Origin of the sequence: Leptolyngbya sp. FACHB-671 (genome assembly GCF_014695745.1) — a bacterium.
Taxonomy (GTDB): Bacteria; Cyanobacteriota; Cyanobacteriia; order Elainellales; family Elainellaceae; genus JAAUTN01.
In genome coordinates, this window is record NZ_JACJOV010000095.1 from 53907 (window position 1) to 71943 (window position 18037).

15 protein-coding genes are annotated in these 18037 nt (G+C 48.0%); 7 read left to right on the forward strand and 8 right to left on the reverse strand.

The genetic code is table 11. The annotated features are described in order from the left end of the window. Nucleotides 1–129: 129 nt before the first annotated feature. On the forward strand, nucleotides 130–366 hold the full coding sequence (locus tag H6F93_RS12965) for a GNAT family N-acetyltransferase (protein WP_199313684.1): 237 nt from the start codon (nucleotides 130–132) through the stop codon (nucleotides 364–366). A gap of 183 nt (nucleotides 367–549) precedes the next feature. Here the strand turns inward: H6F93_RS12965 and H6F93_RS12970 are convergent, their stop codons facing one another. Next, nucleotides 550–849, reverse strand: a complete 300-nt coding sequence (locus H6F93_RS12970) for an isochorismate lyase (protein ID WP_190681286.1) — start codon at nucleotides 847–849, stop codon at nucleotides 550–552. A gap of 59 nt (nucleotides 850–908) precedes the next feature. Between H6F93_RS12970 and H6F93_RS12975 the strand changes: the two genes are divergently transcribed. Further along, nucleotides 909–2657 (forward strand): ABC-ATPase domain-containing protein, encoded by a 1749-nt coding sequence (locus H6F93_RS12975; RefSeq protein WP_190681288.1) that lies wholly within the window; start codon nucleotides 909–911, stop codon nucleotides 2655–2657. Here H6F93_RS12975 and H6F93_RS12980 read toward each other — a convergent pair. Beyond that, complete coding sequence (locus H6F93_RS12980) at nucleotides 2623–2841, reverse strand: hypothetical protein (RefSeq protein ID WP_190681290.1); 219 nt, start codon at nucleotides 2839–2841, stop codon at nucleotides 2623–2625. The genes H6F93_RS12975 and H6F93_RS12980 overlap by 35 nt on opposite strands. A 214-nt stretch (nucleotides 2842–3055) precedes the next feature. Here H6F93_RS12980 and H6F93_RS12985 point away from each other — a divergent pair, with 214 nt between their 5' ends. Both H6F93_RS12985 and H6F93_RS12990 read left to right on the forward strand, forming a co-directional pair. Next, nucleotides 3056–3847: an HAD family hydrolase gene (locus H6F93_RS12985; protein WP_190681291.1), complete on the forward strand. Its 792-nt coding sequence runs from the start codon at nucleotides 3056–3058 to the stop codon at nucleotides 3845–3847. Between the two features lie 362 nt (nucleotides 3848–4209). Continuing rightward, entirely contained in the window at nucleotides 4210–4599 is a 390-nt protein-coding gene (locus H6F93_RS12990) for a response regulator (protein ID WP_347277287.1), read from the forward strand. Here the strand turns inward: H6F93_RS12990 and H6F93_RS12995 are convergent. Next, nucleotides 4556–4993: a Na-translocating system protein MpsC family protein gene (locus H6F93_RS12995; protein WP_190644273.1), complete on the reverse strand. Its 438-nt coding sequence runs from the start codon at nucleotides 4991–4993 to the stop codon at nucleotides 4556–4558. The two genes, H6F93_RS12990 and H6F93_RS12995, sit on opposite strands and share 44 nt — an antisense overlap. Before the next feature lie 465 nt (nucleotides 4994–5458). On the opposite strand from H6F93_RS12995, the gene H6F93_RS13000 reads away from it, so the two are divergent. Continuing rightward, entirely contained in the window at nucleotides 5459–6310 is an 852-nt protein-coding gene (locus H6F93_RS13000; protein ID WP_190681294.1) for a hypothetical protein, read from the forward strand. Between the two features lie 655 nt (nucleotides 6311–6965). Then, nucleotides 6966–9023 carry a PAS domain S-box protein gene (locus tag H6F93_RS13005; protein ID WP_190681296.1) on the forward strand — a complete coding sequence of 686 codons (2058 nt, stop codon included), beginning with the start codon at nucleotides 6966–6968 and terminating at the stop codon, nucleotides 9021–9023. 39 nt (nucleotides 9024–9062) lie between these two features. On the opposite strand, the gene H6F93_RS13010 is transcribed toward H6F93_RS13005, so the two are convergent. The 3 genes from H6F93_RS13010 to H6F93_RS13020 all read right to left on the reverse strand — a co-directional run bounded on the left by H6F93_RS13010 (nucleotide 9063) and on the right by H6F93_RS13020 (nucleotide 13931). Further along, on the reverse strand, nucleotides 9063–12563 hold the full coding sequence (locus tag H6F93_RS13010) for a GAF domain-containing protein (RefSeq protein WP_190681298.1): 3501 nt from the start codon (nucleotides 12561–12563) through the stop codon (nucleotides 9063–9065). Nucleotides 12564–12713: 150 nt separating this feature from the next. After that, on the reverse strand, nucleotides 12714–13082 hold the full coding sequence (locus H6F93_RS13015) for a hypothetical protein (RefSeq protein WP_190681300.1): 369 nt from the start codon (nucleotides 13080–13082) through the stop codon (nucleotides 12714–12716). A gap of 693 nt (nucleotides 13083–13775) precedes the next feature. Next, nucleotides 13776–13931, reverse strand: a complete 156-nt coding sequence (locus H6F93_RS13020; protein ID WP_190644268.1) for a hypothetical protein — start codon at nucleotides 13929–13931, stop codon at nucleotides 13776–13778. Here H6F93_RS13020 and H6F93_RS13025 point away from each other — a divergent pair. Beyond that, the gene (locus tag H6F93_RS13025; RefSeq protein WP_190681303.1) at nucleotides 13930–16017 is read left to right on the forward strand and encodes a PAS domain S-box protein; all 2088 of its coding nucleotides are present in this window, start codon (nucleotides 13930–13932) and stop codon (nucleotides 16015–16017) included. The two genes, H6F93_RS13020 and H6F93_RS13025, sit on opposite strands and share 2 nt — an antisense overlap. Before the next feature lie 20 nt (nucleotides 16018–16037). Here H6F93_RS13025 and H6F93_RS13030 read toward each other — a convergent pair whose 3' ends face one another. Both H6F93_RS13030 and H6F93_RS13035 read right to left on the reverse strand, forming a co-directional pair. Further along, nucleotides 16038–16754: a pentapeptide repeat-containing protein gene (locus H6F93_RS13030; protein WP_190681305.1), complete on the reverse strand. Its 717-nt coding sequence runs from the start codon at nucleotides 16752–16754 to the stop codon at nucleotides 16038–16040. Nucleotides 16755–17018: 264 nt separating this feature from the next. Next, nucleotides 17019–18023, reverse strand: coding sequence for a PRC-barrel domain-containing protein (locus H6F93_RS13035; protein ID WP_190681307.1), 1005 nt, complete (start codon nucleotides 18021–18023; stop codon nucleotides 17019–17021). Between the last annotated feature and the right edge of the window lie 14 nt (nucleotides 18024–18037).

Below are 18037 nucleotides of genomic sequence, written 5' to 3' on the forward strand. Positions count from 1 at the left end.
CCTTGCAATGATCCCATTTGTATTAAATACAACTAAAATGCAACTAATTTTAGTTGAGCAAGTAGAAGTAGGGGTAGGGTGTGAACCTTAAAAGAGAGGGTTGAAGCACAAGGCATTAGCATCTCTGTCATGGACAACGAAACTGAGGTCGGACGAGCATACATCTACTGGATGTACAACGATTTGCACAACCAGCCGTTTGCTCTGATGGAAGATGTATATGGGGATGAATCTTACCGATGTAAAGGAGTCGGTCCAAACCTGGTTAAGCAAGTGATTGGGCTAGCCAAGGAAGCAAACTGCTATAAGCTCATCGCAACAAGTCGCATCTCTAGACCACAAGTTCACGAATTGTATAAGCACTAGGGTTTACTCAGCATGAAGTTGAGTTTCGTATGGAGTTCTAACGCGTTGCTGCAGGATAGGCGATCGCCAAAATTCCCTTCCTGATTAGTTGCCGATCGCAGCCTCATTTCTCACAAACTTGTAGGTTGGTCGAAGTGAATCGTCAACGATACATTGAAGCTACCCAAATTGTATGTGTTGCGCTTACTTACCTTCGGATTGCTTCCAATGCTGCATTTCTTCGTCAATGAAATGATTCACTAAATCCTGGTACATTTTTTCGATCGCATCAGCATTTAATCCTTCTTCCTCTGCCCAAACCCGACGTTGCTGTAACATATCTTGCAAGCGTTTGGGTGCTCTGACGGCAGTTTCACTTGTCTTGAAGCGAGAAGCAGCTTTGACGTAAGCAAAACGCTGACCGAGCAGCCCAACAACTTGACGGTCTAACCGATCGATTTCGGCTCGAATGTCCGTCATATTTTTACATTGTTCAGGAGTCATATTGAAAAACTACTAATGAAGTACGGTCCAACACAATTTCCTCTTCATTCTGGGCTGCAATGGATTCTCAGCGGTTATATCAACAGTTACTTCAGCTCGACCAGCGAAGCTACAAAGCATACAAGCAGATTGCCGGAGTCTATCAGTTTCCTGGCTTTCAGTTAAGTATTGATTATGTACAGGGCGATCCGTTTGCGTCACCGAGTCGGCTACGAGTGCAGATTCCGCAAACGGGTTCTCAGGAAACTGATTCAGGGATTCAATCTTTTCCAGAAGAACTCTACCGTTCCCATAGCCGTGAAGTTGCACTGCGAGATTATCTGACGCGCCAGTTTGCTCAGGTTGCAGCGGAGGTGAGAGGACGACGGGGTAGCGGCAATAGTGGTTTGATTGCGATCGCCCCCACCAGCCAACAAGTTCTAGAGCGCACTTCGGTTTTAATCACGTCCAAACAGCTTGAAGCGCGTTTCGTTGTTGGGCTTCCGGCACGGGGCAGAACGATTTTAGGCAAACAGGCAGCAGAGCTATTGTGTGAAGATCTGCCGTTGATTGTCGATCGCGCTTTAAACTACGCTCAGCTCAATTTCGCTGAGCTTCGCCATCATGTTGAGACGGTGGAAGATGCAGACTGGCTCAGACAAAAGCTTGCAGAGCGAGGACTGGTAGCGTTTGTTGCGAATGGAGCAATTTTGCCACGCCAAAGTGGAGTGGACGATCGCCCCCTTACCCAAAATGCGCTGCCCTTTGAATCACCTGCGTCGCTGCAAGTTAACTTTCAGCGTCCCAACCAGGGTGAAATTAGCGGTATGGGAATTCCATCTGGGATCACGCTGATTGTGGGAGGTGGCTATCACGGTAAATCAACGCTGTTGAAGGCGATCGCCCTCGGCATTTACAATCACATTCCCGGTGACGGACGGGAGTTTGTAGTCACCAATCCAGCCGCAGTCAAAATCCGGGCAGAGGACGGTCGCAGCATTGCTGGGGTGAACATTTCACCATTCATCAATCACTTACCTCAAGGGCGTTCTACAGAACAGTTTTCAACTGAGAATGCCAGTGGCAGCACTTCTCAAGCCGCCAACATCATGGAAGCGCTGGAAGCTGGAGCAACCGTGCTGCTGGTGGATGAAGATACCTCGGCGACGAATTTTATGATTCGCGATCGCCGAATGCAGGCACTCATTGCCAAATCAAAAGAACCAATTACGCCATTTGTCGATAAAATTCGACAGCTTTATCAGGATTACAGCGTCTCTACGATTTTGGTGATGGGAGGCAGCGGCGACTACTTTGACGTAGCCGACACGGTGATTGCGATGACAGACTTTCAGCCGCAGGAAGTGACGGCACAGGCAAAAGCGATCGCCCAACAATACGCTACCGATCGCACTCCGGAAGGCGGCAGTCAATTTGGCGCGATCGCTCAACGCATTCCTCACTTTAGCCTCCCGCAGGAGAGAGGTGAACGCCCTCCTCGCACCAAAGTTCGAGATGTGGATGAACTCGTGTTTGGCGCAGAAGCAATTGACCTGACTGCGGTTGAGCAAATTGTCGAGGTGAACCAACTCCGAGCAATCGGGGCAGCTCTCACCTACATTCAACAGCACTATTTAGATGGTCAATATTCGCTCAAAACCATTCTGGAATACGTGATGGCTGACTTGCAGTCCAGCAGTCCAGATGTTCTCACGGCTTTTCCCCAAGGAGATCTAGCAATGTTTCGCCCTGATGAACTGGCTGCAGTGCTAAATCGAATGCGATCGCTCAACACTACATCACAACCGAAAGCTCATCCACTAGCTTAAATCGCCCGCGACAAACTGCCCGCAGCAGACGATCGATCGCAAATCGCTCTTCATCGCTAATAGACTCATCAAAAATAGCTGCCATCAACCCATAGCGGTCTGCCAGCGTAATATTGCCAGACTCAGCGACGTGAGCGGTGAGATCTGATAGAGCAGTTGGCAGCAGAGAAGGAGCAACAGGCATGAATGCGGCGAGATAACTCTGTATCTATAAGAATGCCTGATTAGGTACAAATCCTCAGTGACTTTTCTGCAAAAAAAATGTGATCGCGATCACATTTTGCGGGAGGCGAACGCCAGAGGTACCAAAATTCGCACTTTTCAAACCTCTTCCAAATGCTCAAAACTAGTCCTGATAAAGTTGAGGTGCAGCAAGTTTTCAGCAGTAGGATTGCGCTATGCCAACAATGCCGACAATTTTAGCGCTCGATTTTGACGGGGTCGTTTGTGATGGGTTGATTGAGTACTTTCAAACAGCATGGCGAGCCTACGGACGAATCTGGTTGCCTGCTGACACCATGCCGCCTCCGGGTTTAGCTGAGCAGTTCTATCGCCTGCGCCCAGTGATTGAAACGGGCTGGGAAATGCCAGTGCTGTTGCGATCGCTCCTCCTCAACACGCCAGAAGACGAGATCCTAGAGAATTGGCAGGCGATCGCCCAACGGCAAATCACCGAAGACAATCTCAACCCAAGTGAGATTGCGGACAGCGTCGATCAGGTTCGAGATGAATGGATTGCAGTTGACCTGGAAGGCTGGCTGGCGCAACATCGCTTCTACCCGGGCATTACCTCGCTGCTCCAGCGCGTTCTAAAAAGTTCCATTCACCTCGCGATTATCACGACGAAAGAAGGCAGATTTGTGCGTCAGCTTCTACAGCAACAGGGAATTGATCTGCCGACCGCTCAAATTTATGGCAAAGAGGTGAAACGACCAAAGGCTCAGACCTTGCGTACTCTACATCAGCAATTCAGCAGCAACACGGATCAACCCATTTCTATCTGGTTTGTAGAAGATCGGCTGAAAACGCTACAAACTATCCAAAATCAGCCAGCTCTGAGCCACGTCAAGCTTTATTTGGCAGATTGGGGTTACAACACCGAAGCCGAACGGGCGATCGCCCATAAAGACACGCAAATCTCAGTTTTGTCCTTAAAAACGCTAGAAGAGGAATTTTTGGTCACTATGTAAGCAACTTTCGCGACTTACACATGCAGACGCTTTGCAGAGCTTTGCTTCTTGAGCTAGATTATCCCTCAAGCGAAGCAAGCCTCTCAACTCAGAATTTGATCAGAGTCTATGCATTTCTTGTTTTCCATCAAAAATCTTAAATTAGTATTAAAATGCTTCACATAGTGTTGTGTTTCTAGTGGTGAATTGATTTACAGTCTCAATCCATCTTCACAAACACACGAGCCATGTCTTCATGAAGGTGCCAGATAGCCGCCTACGTGAGTGCCTCGTCAGATCCTCTCTAGAGCATTCCCTGATCAGTCACTTTTCTGCTGAAGAGTATGGACTTAGAATTACCTTTTGCCTCCGGACCTAACTGTGTGGCTAACCGGCCGCTAATCTTGGCTGTTGATGACAATGAAGACAACTTGCTGATGCTGCTTCATGCTCTCGATCTGTTTGGGTTCTCTAGCATTAGTACGTTAAAGGGGCAAGCCGCTTTGCCGCTGGCTCAGGCTTATCAGCCAGACTTAATCCTGATGGATATTGTCTTGCCAGACCTCAGTGGGTTAGAGATTATTCGCCAGCTCAAACAGACCGTTGAGACAGCTCACATTCCGATAATTGCAGTTACGGCTCTCGCGAGAGCAGAGGATCGCGAGAGCATTCTACAAACAGGCTGTGAAGACTATATCTACAAGCCTTACAACCTTGACGAACTGGAGGTTATGCTTCAGCAACATCTAAGTCGTATGCGGTCTGTTTCTTAAGCTTCGTCTTAGCAGAAGGCTCTCGAACTTGAGGCTCTGCTTCTAGGATTGCGATCATCCCCGTTCGCCCGGTTTCCAACTTGGCATCACTTAGCAAATCAGCCACACTAACCCCTAGCACCTCTTCAATCAGCTCGGTTAGCTGTGGCTGAAGCGCCTTATCCAGATCAAAGTGAACCTGCTCGGCTAAAGCTTCTCGACCTGTACTAGACAAAAGTTGCTCAGCCTGAGTAATTGCCTCTTCCAGTACAATCATCAGCTTTTCACCCAAAATGTTGCAGGTGACTTTGTTGGGACGGTGCCCAAGTTGAGTTCGATACAGCGCTTGAATTCGCTGAGAAAGGGTTCTCTCAAGCTGACCACGAGTCGGATCAGGACTTTGCGAAGACTGCATAGACTAAAAATTTTAAGGAGGTGAAAGGATATGAGGGGGTGAAAATTATCTACCTGTAAGTTTAAGAATCTTCAACGTAGCTAATTTTTATTAATATACTGCAAAAGGTCATGACCTCAAACATAGACCTCTTAAAATCACTTTTGAGAGAAGTTTTGAGCGATTCACTGCTTCAGACAATGCTTTCGCAAACTCATGCTATTCACGAAGTCCTATTCACGAATTAGATCAGACTGTTATAGTAAGGCTGCTACCCTGAAATAGATTTCTAGCCGTTATCCTGATTCTTGACTCCTCTGGGTGTATTAGTAGTTGACTTCATAAAGAATTGATTTCCGGAATGAATTGATTTCTGGAGTGAATTGACTTCTGAAAGTTTAGACCGACAACAGTTTGTGATGTTTGCTCCATGCTGAATGTCTCTCTAGCATAAGAACGCCGCCTTTTATCTGTTGAATTCAGACTATGCGTGTTTCAACAACTGCGTTTTATACCCTGGCTGCCCTGATCGCTGGAGATTTGACTCAGCAAGCGATCGCTAAGCCCGTTTCTACTGCGACTCCAGAGCGTCCTGAGGCGAGCGACATTGAAAGTGCCGCAGAGCTGTCGTTGCCAAGCTCAATTAATGCAGTCACTCCACCCGAGCAGCTGCAAGCGATCGCCTTCGCCGAAGCTGTCCTCACCCAATATTCAGAGGAATACACCCGCGAACTAACGGGAGTCAGCATAGAAGATGCGGCTGTAGCAGTTTCAGCAGACAGTAGCCCTACAGAAGCTGAGTTTGCTGCAATTGAAGTGCTTGCAACAATGCCAGCTCCAGAAATTATGGGGGTTGAGCATAGTGCACATTACAGTGCATATTACCTGGACAACTCAGCAGAAAGTTTTGAGGTAGACCCACAAGCCGATTCTCTAGCAGATTTGCTGGTAGAAGATAAAGCATCTTCTACAGAAGAGTTAGCGTTTGATCTGGCTAGCTTCAGCACCTATCAAGAGGCAGCCGTTGCGCCACCTGAAGCAATCACCACGCCAGAGCGAATGGCAGAGTTCGTCCCGAAAGCGATCGAAGCGATCGCCACTCCGGAATTCTTCATGCCAGAACGCTCTGAACAGCCATTCAACGATATCGAGGCTCCGGTCAACGTCCTGCTTCCCAGCACACTCTCTTCTGAGAGTACTCAAACCTATGCTCTTAACGACTTAGAGGAAGATGAAGACCTCTGGATTCAAGCAATGATTGAGGCTGAGTTCGCTGAGCAAGCACCCTCTGTAGACTGGGTTGCGGTAGATCCAGCGTTCGAGGTCATGCAAGCGTAGCGATCGCAGACACTCCTACAGCCATTTACTTAGGGTTGGGCTAGTTCTTCAACCCCTTTGCTCCTTCCTAACCTTCGTTAAAAAGACGGCAGCCCGCCGTCTAGTTCCCCTTTTTAAGAGGGGATTTTTTATATCTACAAAAAACAAATGCATCAAAGAGTAAAATTAATTTTTAGTAGAAGCAAATTCGTATAGTCCACTTAAGTTGCGATTCTATATAGAACGACTTACATAAAGCTCAAAAAAGTTAGGGAATCGCGAAATTCTGCAAATAAGCCAGCTATTTTGCGATCTTAAGGATAAGCTTGTAAAAACATTCAGCTGATATTTCTCAAATGGCACAGCAGTTAGGGTTTCTTTAAGTAGTTTTCCAAAACCACATAATCCAATTCCGTAACAATACGGTTGAGCCAAATCCTTAAGCGCTGATAGAAATACGTAATATGCCGTTGCGCGGTTTCCTGCCACAGGCGCTAACATCATAGTTTCGCCATGTCGAGGTTGCTCCGCGTGACTAGGAGTGCATCGCAGGACAATCCCATTACCCAGTTTATTCAAGCTAGCTTTTAATAAAACAGCTTTGCAGAATAGGGCAATTTTTTGGGTACGAGCATCAGCATTTTCACGAGTCGTTGAGTAATCCTCGATACATTATATGGCTAGTAAAACGATCACCTTTCGGTTACCAGCAGAAGTAATCGAGGTTATTGAAAGTCAAGCTAGGGCAACCGGCAGAAACCGCACTGCCATTGTGATTGAAGCTCTAGCTCAAACTTACGGACTTCAACCTCCTTCCCCAGCACCCGTCACCACTGAGATTCTTCAGCAGCAATTAGATGACTTGCAAGAGCAGGTAACAACTCTGTCACATCAGCTGGCAGAAGCAAACCAAAAATCTCTTACAAATAGCAATACTGCTGACCTGGTACAAGTGCTTGAGCAGGCAATTCGCTCTTTCCAAACCTTTAGCATTCAACCTTCTGAGGAGTTAGCACCTGGAAGCTGGTCGTCTCAAACTGCAGTTGAAACGTTACCCGATGACCCAAGTTGGCAAAAGCAAATTGTTGATGAGCAGTTGCAGCTTATCGCTCAACTTAAGCAACAGGCAAAAGCGCTTGACCAAATTCTTGCCGCTTCTCCCGGTTTAACCTGCGTCCAAGACCGGATGGGGCGCTGCACCTATATCAATCCGGCGGGAGCCAGGATGCTTGGGTATGAGCAGAGCTATTTTCTGGGCAAAACGTTTCACGATCTAGGTTTGTCTGCTGAGATGATGGAGCTGCTGGTCAAGAAAGCCGAAGCAATCTTTACCGGGGGTCGTCCCTTAAGTGGTGAGTTTGCAACAGTTGTCCCATCGGGTTCTAAAAACTATGAATACGCGCTAAACCCAATTCATGGAGTAAACGGCACCATTGATGCGGTGATTTGTACCGCCTGGGAAATTACCGAGCGGAAGAAAGCCGAAATCGCCTTGCGGGAGTCTGAAGAGAAGTATCGCAACTTGTTTGAGTTGGCGAATGATTCTATCTTCATCATTGACGTGTCTACGGGTAGCATTCTCAATGCAAATCGCAATGCGGCTCGTCGGTTGGGCTACACTCGGCGGGAACTGTTGCAACTCACTCTGACAGAGATTGAAACACCAGAGGCGACTACGAGCCGGGAAGCTAAGATTGTGCCTGAGCTTCAGCGGACAGGCAACGTTATTTTTGAGCACATCCTGCGGCACAAGAACGGTTCAGAACTTCCGGTTGAGATTAGCTGCCGATTAATTGAGTATGGCGATCGCCTCGTTTTCCAGAGTTTTGCGAGAGACATTACCGAGCGCAAACAGCTAGAGACAGCCCTAGAAGAGCGCGTCAAGCAGCGCACTGCGGAGTTGTCTCAGGTTAACGAGCTATTACAGCAGGAAATTGAAGAACATAAACAGACTGCTGCCGCCCGCGACGAGGGTGAGCAGCAGTTTAGCAATCTGGTCGAAACCATGAGCGATGGGTTTCTGATTGCTGACCATCACAACATCTATACCTACGCCAACGATCGCATCTGCCAAATGTTGGGCTATGAGCGAGACGAAATTGTAGGTCACGAGAGCTTTAGCCTGATTTGCGAGGCAGACCATGAGATGTTGCGCGAGCAAATTGCTAGACGAATAAACGGCGAACGCAGCACGTATGAAATTGCTTTTCGCCATAAAGCAGGGCATTCCGTTCACACGATTTTTTCGGCAACACCGATGCTCAGTGCTCAGGGGCAACACCAGGGCAGTTTTGGCGTTGTCACGGATATTACAGAGCGAAAACAGGCAGAAGAGCAACTGCGAATCAGCGAAGAAGGGCTGCGGATGCTGATTCAAAATTTGCAGATTGGTGTGCTGATCCTCGGCAGCCAAACCGAAATCTTGTTCTGCAATCCGGCAGCCCTGCAACTTCTAGGACTCACCCAAGAGCAGCTTTTAGGTAAAACCTTTTTAGATCCTGATTGGCAAGTTGTCTCAGAAGATGGTTCACCCTTGCCGAAGGAGGCTTTGCCTGTATCGCAGGCGATCGCCACTCGCCAACCGGTCCATGATGTGATTGTTGGTGTCTACCGCCCTACCCACGATGACTGGATACAGCTCCTGGTAAATGCCGATCCACAGTTTGAAATAGACGGTTCGATCAGACAAGTCTTTTGCACCATTAGTGACGTTAATGATCGGGAGGAGGCTTAGAGATTGAAGGGCACAGCCTGCTGACTTCGATTTCCCCCATTACAGGGGCAACGTAATTTCCTCATCGACATCTTCTTTAGAGCTAACCTTGAACGTTTCTACAGAAATCTGCAACTCTTTGGCTATGCTTACAGTTCGTTGCAGTGCCTCGGAGACCTGACGGGAGCGATCGGAAGTTTGTTTTGACTCTTGCGCGACTTCCCGGATCAGTCCTGTGATTAGCAAAGAGGTTTGAGTTTGGGATACGGTTGCCTCTGAAATGGTTTTCACCAACTGGTTAATTTGATGAGAGACTTCTACGATCTCACTCAGGCTCACTCTGGCATCTTCGACTAAGCGAGTTCCTTCAACGACTTGCGAAGTGCTTTGTTCCATAGCTTCAACCACCTGATTGGTTTCTGCTTGGATTGCAGCGACGATTTCTTCAATGTCTCCCGTGGCCTTTGCTGATTGGGTCGCGAGTTCTCCCACCTCCTCTGCAACGATCGCAAATCCGCTTCCGTCTTCCCCGGCTCGTGCAGCCTCAATCCCGGCGTTGATCGCAAGTAGGTTAGTTTGCAGAGCGATTTTCTCAATCAAGGACACCACTTTAGAGATTTGTTGCGAGGCTTCACCTAAACGCTTGATTTTTTTGGCTGTTGAGCCAATTGTGTCTCTTAAGCTGAGAATATTTTGCACTGTCAAATCCATCGCAGTTCCTCCTGCCTCGGCAGTTGCAGAAGCTTTGTCAGACACCTCAGCAGCCTGACGGGCGCTTTCAGCCACCGCTCGAATGGAGTGGGTCATTTGCTCAACTGAGTTTAAGGTATAGGACATTTCTTCAGCCTGCTGAAGCGCTGAATCTGCAAGCTGGCGAATCGATCCTTCGCTTTCGGCGATCGCCTCACTTACTTGAACGGCAGACTGTTTTACCTGCGTCACGATTTGCCGCAAACTTTCCACAACTGAGTTAAAAAAGTCAGCGACAGTGCCAATTTCACCCGTGGTTACCTCTGCCCGAATCGTCAAATCGCCCCTTGCTGCTGCCTCCACCTGATCGAGGAGGTGAAGCAAGTTATCCTGAAGTTCTTCTCGCTGCTGACGCTGTTCTCTGGCCAGGTTCTCTGCCTGCTGACGTGCCAGATCCAATTCTTCTAAAAAATTGACGCGATCGAGCGCAAGTCCTACCTGAGTAGCGACCTGCTTAAAAAAGACAATGTCTGACTCTTGCCAAGTGCGGGGAGCAGAACACTGATGCGTCACCAGCAAACCGTGCAGCCGATTATAAGCCAGGATCGGCGCGACCAAATTAGCCTTGACTTCAAAAGGTTTTAACTGTCCCAAATAACAGTCGCTCAAGCCTGCTTCATAAATGTTGTTAGTAGCTTTGACACGACCCGCAAGATATTTGCCAATGTATTTGTCGGCAAAGCAAGGATCAGCGATGTTCGCGCCCAGTGCTTGGGGAAAGCCTCTGTTGACGGATTCTGCAACGACGTGTCCTTGCCAATCCTTGTCAAAGAGATAAACGATCGCCCGCTCAGTTTTCAGGCTCTCTCGCACCCCTGCAATAGCAGTGTTGTAAATCTCCTCAACATCAGCAGCCATGCCGATTGCAGAGGCAATTTCGCTGAGTTTTTGGGCGCGGTAGAGCGCCATATCTTTTTGAGCTAAATAGTTCATCCGATCGAGGGCAATCCCGATCTGACTTGCAACCTGCTTGAAGAAGGTAATTTCTGGCTCTTGCCACGCTCGCGCCGTAGAACATTGATGAGTGACGAGTAACCCGTGCAGCTTGTCATAGGCCAAGATTGGAGCAACCAGATTTGCTTTGACGGCAAAAGGCTCTAGCTGTCCTAAATAGCAGTCACTCAATCCGGCTTCGTAAATATTGTTGGTTGCCTGGACCTGCCCTGCCAGGTACTTATCAAGGTATTTCTCAGCAAAGCAAGGGTCGGCAATGTTAACACCCAAGGCTTTAGGAAAGCCTGCCCCGACGACTTCAGCAACGATGGTTCCTTGCCAATTTTCATCAAATAAGTAGACGACAGCCCGATCGGTTTTTAGGGCTTCCCGTATGCCAGCGATCGCACATTGATAGACTTCACCAATGCTCACAGCATTGGCGATCGCGCCTGTAATTTCGCTAAGCTGCTGGTTTCGCAAGATAGCGCCATCTTTTTGAATGAGCAGAAAAACTCGATCAATCGCCAGCCCAAGTTGGAGAGCTAGCTGTTGTAAAAAGTCAATTTCTGGCTGCTGCCAAATGTGAGGAGCGGCGCAGTGATGGGCGACCAGCAACCCGTAAAGTTCGCCGTCGCGAAGGATAGGCGTAACCAGGTTGGCTTTGACCTTAAGTTGCTCCATCAGCCTGAGATGATCGGGGTGAAAGCCTGCTTCATAAACATTGTTAGTCGCGACAACCCGTCCTTTTCGGTAAGCCTCGATTAGCTCCTGTCCAATGCAAGCATCTTCAATTTTGCCTCCCATAACGCGAGGATAATTTGCATCGACCGCCTCGGCTGAAATGTAGCCGCTCCAGTTGGGTAAAAAACGATAGATGACCACCCGATCCGCTTTTAGGATCTGTTGCGCCCCCTGTACGGCTGTCTTAAACAACGTCTCCAAGTCTTGCAGCGTGCGCGTTTCAGAGGCAGCAACAGTGCTAAAAAATTGGGCTTGTTGAATAAAAAACTGGGCTTGTTCAATTTCACTCGCCTGACGACGAATTTGCTCCGTCGTGGCAATTTCTGAAGTCGTTATCTGCTCTGCCAGTCGGTTGAAGGTGTGGGCAAGCTGTCCTACTTCGTCTTTTCCAGAGGCATCTGCCCGAATTGTGCGATCGCCCTCCAAAAATTGATGGGTGGATTGCTGTAGCTGCTTCAGGGATACCGCAGTCGTTTTTCTCCGTGCAACCACCAGCCCCAACCCAACCCCCAAGGCAGCAGTGGCGATCGCCAATAGCCCCAACCCCCACAACATCGTGGTATTGGAGGAGGTGCCCGGCGTTTCCCGAACAACTACAGCAGATGCTTCCGCTTCAGATCCCGGCAAAGCCTGAATGGCGATCGCCTGCAAATCTTGTCCAATTAGCGTAGAAAACTCTACCCCAAAATTTGAAACCTGCTCTTGTGAAACTTGATCAACCTGCTGCTGCATTTCAGGGTGAGACAATTGCCCCGTTTGTCGAGCTCTAGCCGCTGTGACTACACTCGTGTCTTCAGCCTGGTCCTGGACATAAGCTTTTAACAAATTTGTTTGGACGCTGTATTCAGTCTCCGTCACAACTAGTTCGGCCCTAGCCTGACCCGCCCCTGCCGAAACCAGCAAAGCTGTTCCTACCCCTGCCAAACCAACTGTGGAAATTTCAGTCATCAGCATCCCAATTAACTGTTTATGGCTAACCGAAAGATCCTGAAATTTCTTAGGCAAAGCTTCAGGTTTACGTTGCTCTGATGCTAAGTCAAACTGAACTATAGACTCCGAAGGCTTTAGTTGAAATTGTGACTGACGTTGCGCTTGTGAATTAGCGGCTGGATCAGAGTGAGATTGAGTGGCCATAGCTCGGTTCCCGGAGGGTAGTAAATGAGTGTGAAAAGCCCGTGCAAAATAAAATCGCAACGTGAAAAGAGCGCAAAAGCTTGCGTAGGGAGAAATGAAAACGTTTAAGGAATTGCAAGACGAGTTAACGGCGTAAATCTACGCAAACTCTTATGACATAGACTCTTTTGAGTCCTCCAACGCTGATACTGAGTCTTCTGAACTCGATAACACACAACTGCAAGCAAATCTTGCTGCCTCCGAACCCGCTCCACTTAAGACAGCTACGCTAGCAACTCCTCCTACCGCTTTGGCAGCTTTAGCCATTTCTACTGTCACCTGGGAGACACAGGCATCAACATCTTTTTCAAACTCCGGGTTGGGTTCAGGATGGTCAGACTTCCAACTTTCTGCCAGGAAAAGAGCCATCTTTCTCAAAGCCCGTCTGAGATTAGGGCTTGTTAAGCAGGTAGATTGACTGCTGGAATTAAGCAGTTTCAGTCCCATAGGGGCTTCTCCAAAATTGCGAAATGAACTCATAGGGTTGAGATCCAACAACTTCGTATTTGAAATAGCGCACAGAAATAGCTCCTAAAACCGCACTGCTCTCTAGCCACATCAAGCAATGCTTTAGCTATCTGTATTAGTAAGCTGTATTAACAAGTACCAAGAGAAGAAGACTTCTTTTGCCTATCAGAAATCAGTCCCTACTTAGGAGACAAATCAATCTGTCCAGGCTCAATGCCCATACACACGACTTAGATGAAGAGTCTGGCGGTGTACCCTGTCTACTTAGACACTGGTACAAAGATGCAGCCTACGGTTTGCCTCAAGCAACCGCTATATTTCTGTTGGTAATGCACCTAATTTTTGAAGCGCAATTCAAGCAGTTTGAGTTTTCATTAAAGATCAACAAAACCCCCACTCTATCTTTACAAAGCGGCTAATTAAGCATGTTAAATCAAGCCAAACTTGATTAAATAAACCCTATTTCCAGGTAGATGACCGTTAGCAAGATAAAGGGCAGGAACTTAAGCGATACTGAACGCACAACCAACTGCAATACAGGCTGTTAAAGTAATTGCAACCGCTTAATTAGCTGCTCTATAACTTTGCAATACGTGTGTTGCACTCTATTAATAATCTTTTACCTGTAAGGTTTTTGCAATAGCATTAGACAAGCTTTATAAACCTTTCATGAACTGCTCCATTTTACTTAAAATAAAAATTATTCTAGATTCTCCGAAAGGATTGCTCAACTTGGGTTGGAAGTGAGATAATTGTGTTGAGGAAAGGTGTATCAGTGTGTGGCGACACAAGCATAGCAACATAACGACCCATCAAGTGTCTGGCAATACAAAGTTCAGCCAGATAGCGCAGTGTTACCATGACCTACACCTCAATTACAATTCAACTTCCAGAAGCACTGAGTCAAGCGATCGCCGCCCGTGCAAACGCCGATCAAATCGGTGAAAATTCGTTAATTCTAAATGTTCTCGCTGATGCTTTTGGGATTTCTCCCTCAATTTCTCCTGCTATTTCTGAGGCTATCCAGCCACAACGGACTCAGCTAGAGGAGCGAATTGCAGAGCTGATCGGTCAATTGACTGAGATGCAGACGAGCGATCGCTTGAGTCTAACAAACCTACGCCAAATTGCGGATCTTAAGCAGGTCGTTGATTCACTGCTAGAAACAGAGCGTTCAGTTCTTGCACCCTCCCCAGAGTCTCCTGAAGACAGCTCACCTAGCCAACGATTACAGCAACAATCCGCTGACCTGGCAACACTCATCACAGAACACAACAGTCAGCAGGCGATCGTCTTAAACCAAATTCTCTCTGGCATACCCGACCTGATCTTTGTGCAAGATCGACTAGGTCGCTACACCTACGTTAACCCCGCTGGGGCACGCGCCTTTGAGTGCGAGCGCAACTACTTAATTGGTAAAACCTGCGAAGATTTGCATCTTTCGGCTGACCTTACCACTCTCCTCAACAACCAGCATCGTCAAGTTTTCATCAGCGGTCAGCCGCTCAGCGGCGAAATCACAATTCCGACAACCACTGCATCTCGGGACTACGAATACATATTCAATCCAATTCGGGGGATGCAAGGCGACATCAGCACAGCCGTTTTTGTAGCCAGAGACATCACCGAGCGTAAACAGACAGAAATTGCACTGCGAGAATCAGAAGAAAAATACCGCAACTTATTCGAATCTGCTACTGACTCAATTTTTATCGTTGACGCTGTAACCCATGAACTTCTAGAGGTAAACTGGGTCGCGTCGATTCTGCTAGGTTATACCCGGCGAGAGCTATTTTCGATTCCCTTCAGTGAAATTAGCTTGCCCCTAGATACTGCGCGTCGGGCATCTCTCCTGCGAGACCTGGAAAATTTTGGCAGCATCGTATTTGAGCATGTCTACCGCTGTAAAGACGGCAGGGAAATTCCTGTTGAAGTTAGCAGCCGCGTGATTGAGTACGAAAACCGGCTCGCCATTCTGAATTTCGTTCGCGATATTACTGCCCGTAAACGAGCTGAAACCTACCTGCGTGAGAGTGAAGAAAAACTGCGAATTGCCCTTGAGGCAGCCCAACTAGGAATCTGGGATACCGAATTGACCACCGGCCGCATCACCTGGTCGCCCAACCTGGAAACAATGTTTGGTTTTGTGCCTGGAGAGTTTGATGGCAGCTATGAAACTTTCTTGAGTCACCTACATCCTAACGATCGAGACTATGTTCAACAGGCAGTGAGCACTGCAATCAAGCGCCAGGAAGATTATGACATCGAGTTTCGAGTCGTCTGGTCTAATGGCACTGTCCGCTGGATTGCTAGTAAAGGAAAAGCTTTTTATAACGAAGCAGGCAAACCCATTCGGATGGCTGGCATCAACCTCGACATTACCAATCGCAAGAGGGCAGAGGAGTTAATTCACAAGTCCCATCAAGAATTTGCTCAACAGTCAACCGAGCTAGACAGGATCGATCGCGAGATCCTCAATTCTAGTCAAGCCTTATCGGACGAACCAGATGAAAACTCTCCATTGTCATCCCTGAAAGCGATCTGGAAATCAGTCGAGATTCAGCGACGGCGTTATCGCGATCTTTTTAATGCTGTATTCGACATTTACCTGGTGGTTAACTCATCTGGAGTCATTCAGGAAGCAAGTCAAGCAGCTACTGTTTTATTTGCCAGTAAATTAGATGGGTTAGTGGGCACAACTTGTTATCGATTAGTTTTCGAGCAAGATCGCCCAGCGCTAAAAGCCCAGTTTGACGAGCTTAGACAGGTGAAGCAACCTGGAGTTTTGGAGTTAAAGTTCCAACCCCTAAAAGGCAACTCTTTCTCAGCTCGGATTACTATCTCAGCCGCTTATAGCAGTACAGAAGAGGTCATCAGCTTTTGCCTGCTAATTCAAGGGGCATCGATTCGGGAATTGAACGGCACGGAAAACGCGTCTATCAATTAAACCTTTTATACATTCCGGTTTCAGTAAATAATGGTGCCTTCGTAGTTAAAGCCTTCTGGCAGCGTCGCAAACTCTAGTTGAGCATTGGTCAGGTCAGCACCCTCTAAGTTGGCGTTAGACAAGTCGGCATAGCGCAAATCAGACCCACTCAAGTTGGTACCTGATAGATCAGCATCCCGCAATACCGCTCCGTATAGGCTGGCTTCACTTAAATCGGCTTGGCTAATCTGAGTGGCGCTGAGGTCAGCATCTCGCAGCTCTGCCCCATGAAGATTTACGCCGTTCAGGTTTGCTCTAGACATGCTGACGTGCATCATCTGAGCTTCAGTTAAATTGGCTCCACTTAGGTCTGCTCCCTGGAGGTCAGCACCATCTAGAGTGGCTCGTTCGAGGTTAGCCTGGTTTAGCAGAGTACCGGTCAGGATCGCGTTGGTTAGTTTGGTTTGGCTCAGGTTTGCATTAGAAAGGTCTGCTTCAGTTAAATTTACGCGGCTTAGATCATTACCACTCAGGTTGGCTCCGCTCAAATTACAGCGAATGCAGTCGCCTGTTTGCAGCGTTTTTTCAACCTCGCTTGATCGAGGTTCTGAGGCGGGGGGAGAACTCACAGTTGAGGTTTCAACCCCTACAGGCTGACTAGTGTCAGGTGGGGCAGTAAGAATTCTGGCAAACCGGATAGTGACGGGAGAAACTGCTGCCAACAGGGCTACACAGCCTAAAACGAGCTTGACGTTCATAGTCTTGCAGAGGTTGAAAGAAAAACACGCTCACAGGCAGTATTCTCCTCATTTCTACCGAGTCCGGACTCACCCCTTAAAGCTTGCGTAAATTGAGAGTTACACCAATTCCAAAAATTAGGGCGACAGATGGAAGGGCACCCCACTCTGCGGGATGCCCTTCCATCTGTCGCCTCTTTTAAGAGAAACGTTATTAGAAAGAATTACAGGGACGAAATGCATCTCGTCCCTGTAAGAGAATTTAATGTTACCTGACAGACTAACTTAATAGTCTGCTTCTTCTTCGTACTCTACGACTTTCCGCTTTTCAGGAATATTAATTTGCGGTGGACGGTAGGGTTTGGGATTTTCATCGTCTGCCCACGCATCTTCTAGAACTTCGTCGTATTGCTGCTCTAGACGTTTAGGTTCGCGGTAGGTAGGCTGCTCGATGTAAACTGCCTCGGTGTACTCTTCTTCTGTCTGTCCACCCCAGTTATCCTCTTCTACATCGTCGTCGTAGTAAGCAGGTTCAGGCTGACGCTGACGCAGCGGTTCACGCAATTGACGGGCAGCGGGCTGAGCTTCGCTCCAGTTGTCATCGTCCCAGGTTTCACGGGCAATCGGAGCTTCTAGCCGGACTGAAGGGGCAGCAGAGGTACGTGCTCCTGTTCCTAGCTGGTTGGAGGCGGAGGTTGGCATGACGTAGTAGTCTTCATCCTCGTCTCGATCCCAGGGCGGTTTGCCAATACCCAGACGCTCTAGGACACCCACCGTGAGCTGGTTCATTTTTTCTTCAGCACCCTCAAACACGATGAGGCGATCGGGACCACTACTGACGACCTCGTCAATCGACAGCTCGTAGGTGCTGATCACCTGATCGGGAATCATGGGAAGACCGATAGACGCAATGATCAGAGAGACAACTCTGCCGTCATAGGTGTTGAACTTGAAACCTCGAACTTTGCCTAGAAGCTCGCCCGTTTCAGTGATAACTTCGCTGTTAATCAGAGCACTGTAGGCTTCTGCGTTGAATGCATCTTCTAGAACGGTTTCATCATCAACCAGAATGACATCGCCAATTTGACGAATGCTGTCAAGGAGCATCATTTGCTGCGTACTGGACAGCACCCCAGACAGCATACTTTCTCTTAAGCCGAGGGCGACGACCTCTCGGCGATCGATATCCACCCAAAGCTGACTGATTACCCCCAAGCGCTTACCCGTGCTGCGGGTAATGACTTGAGTGCCTAAAAGGTCGGAACGTTGACAGAGTTGTTCAGATGTCATTTTCGAGTCCTGAT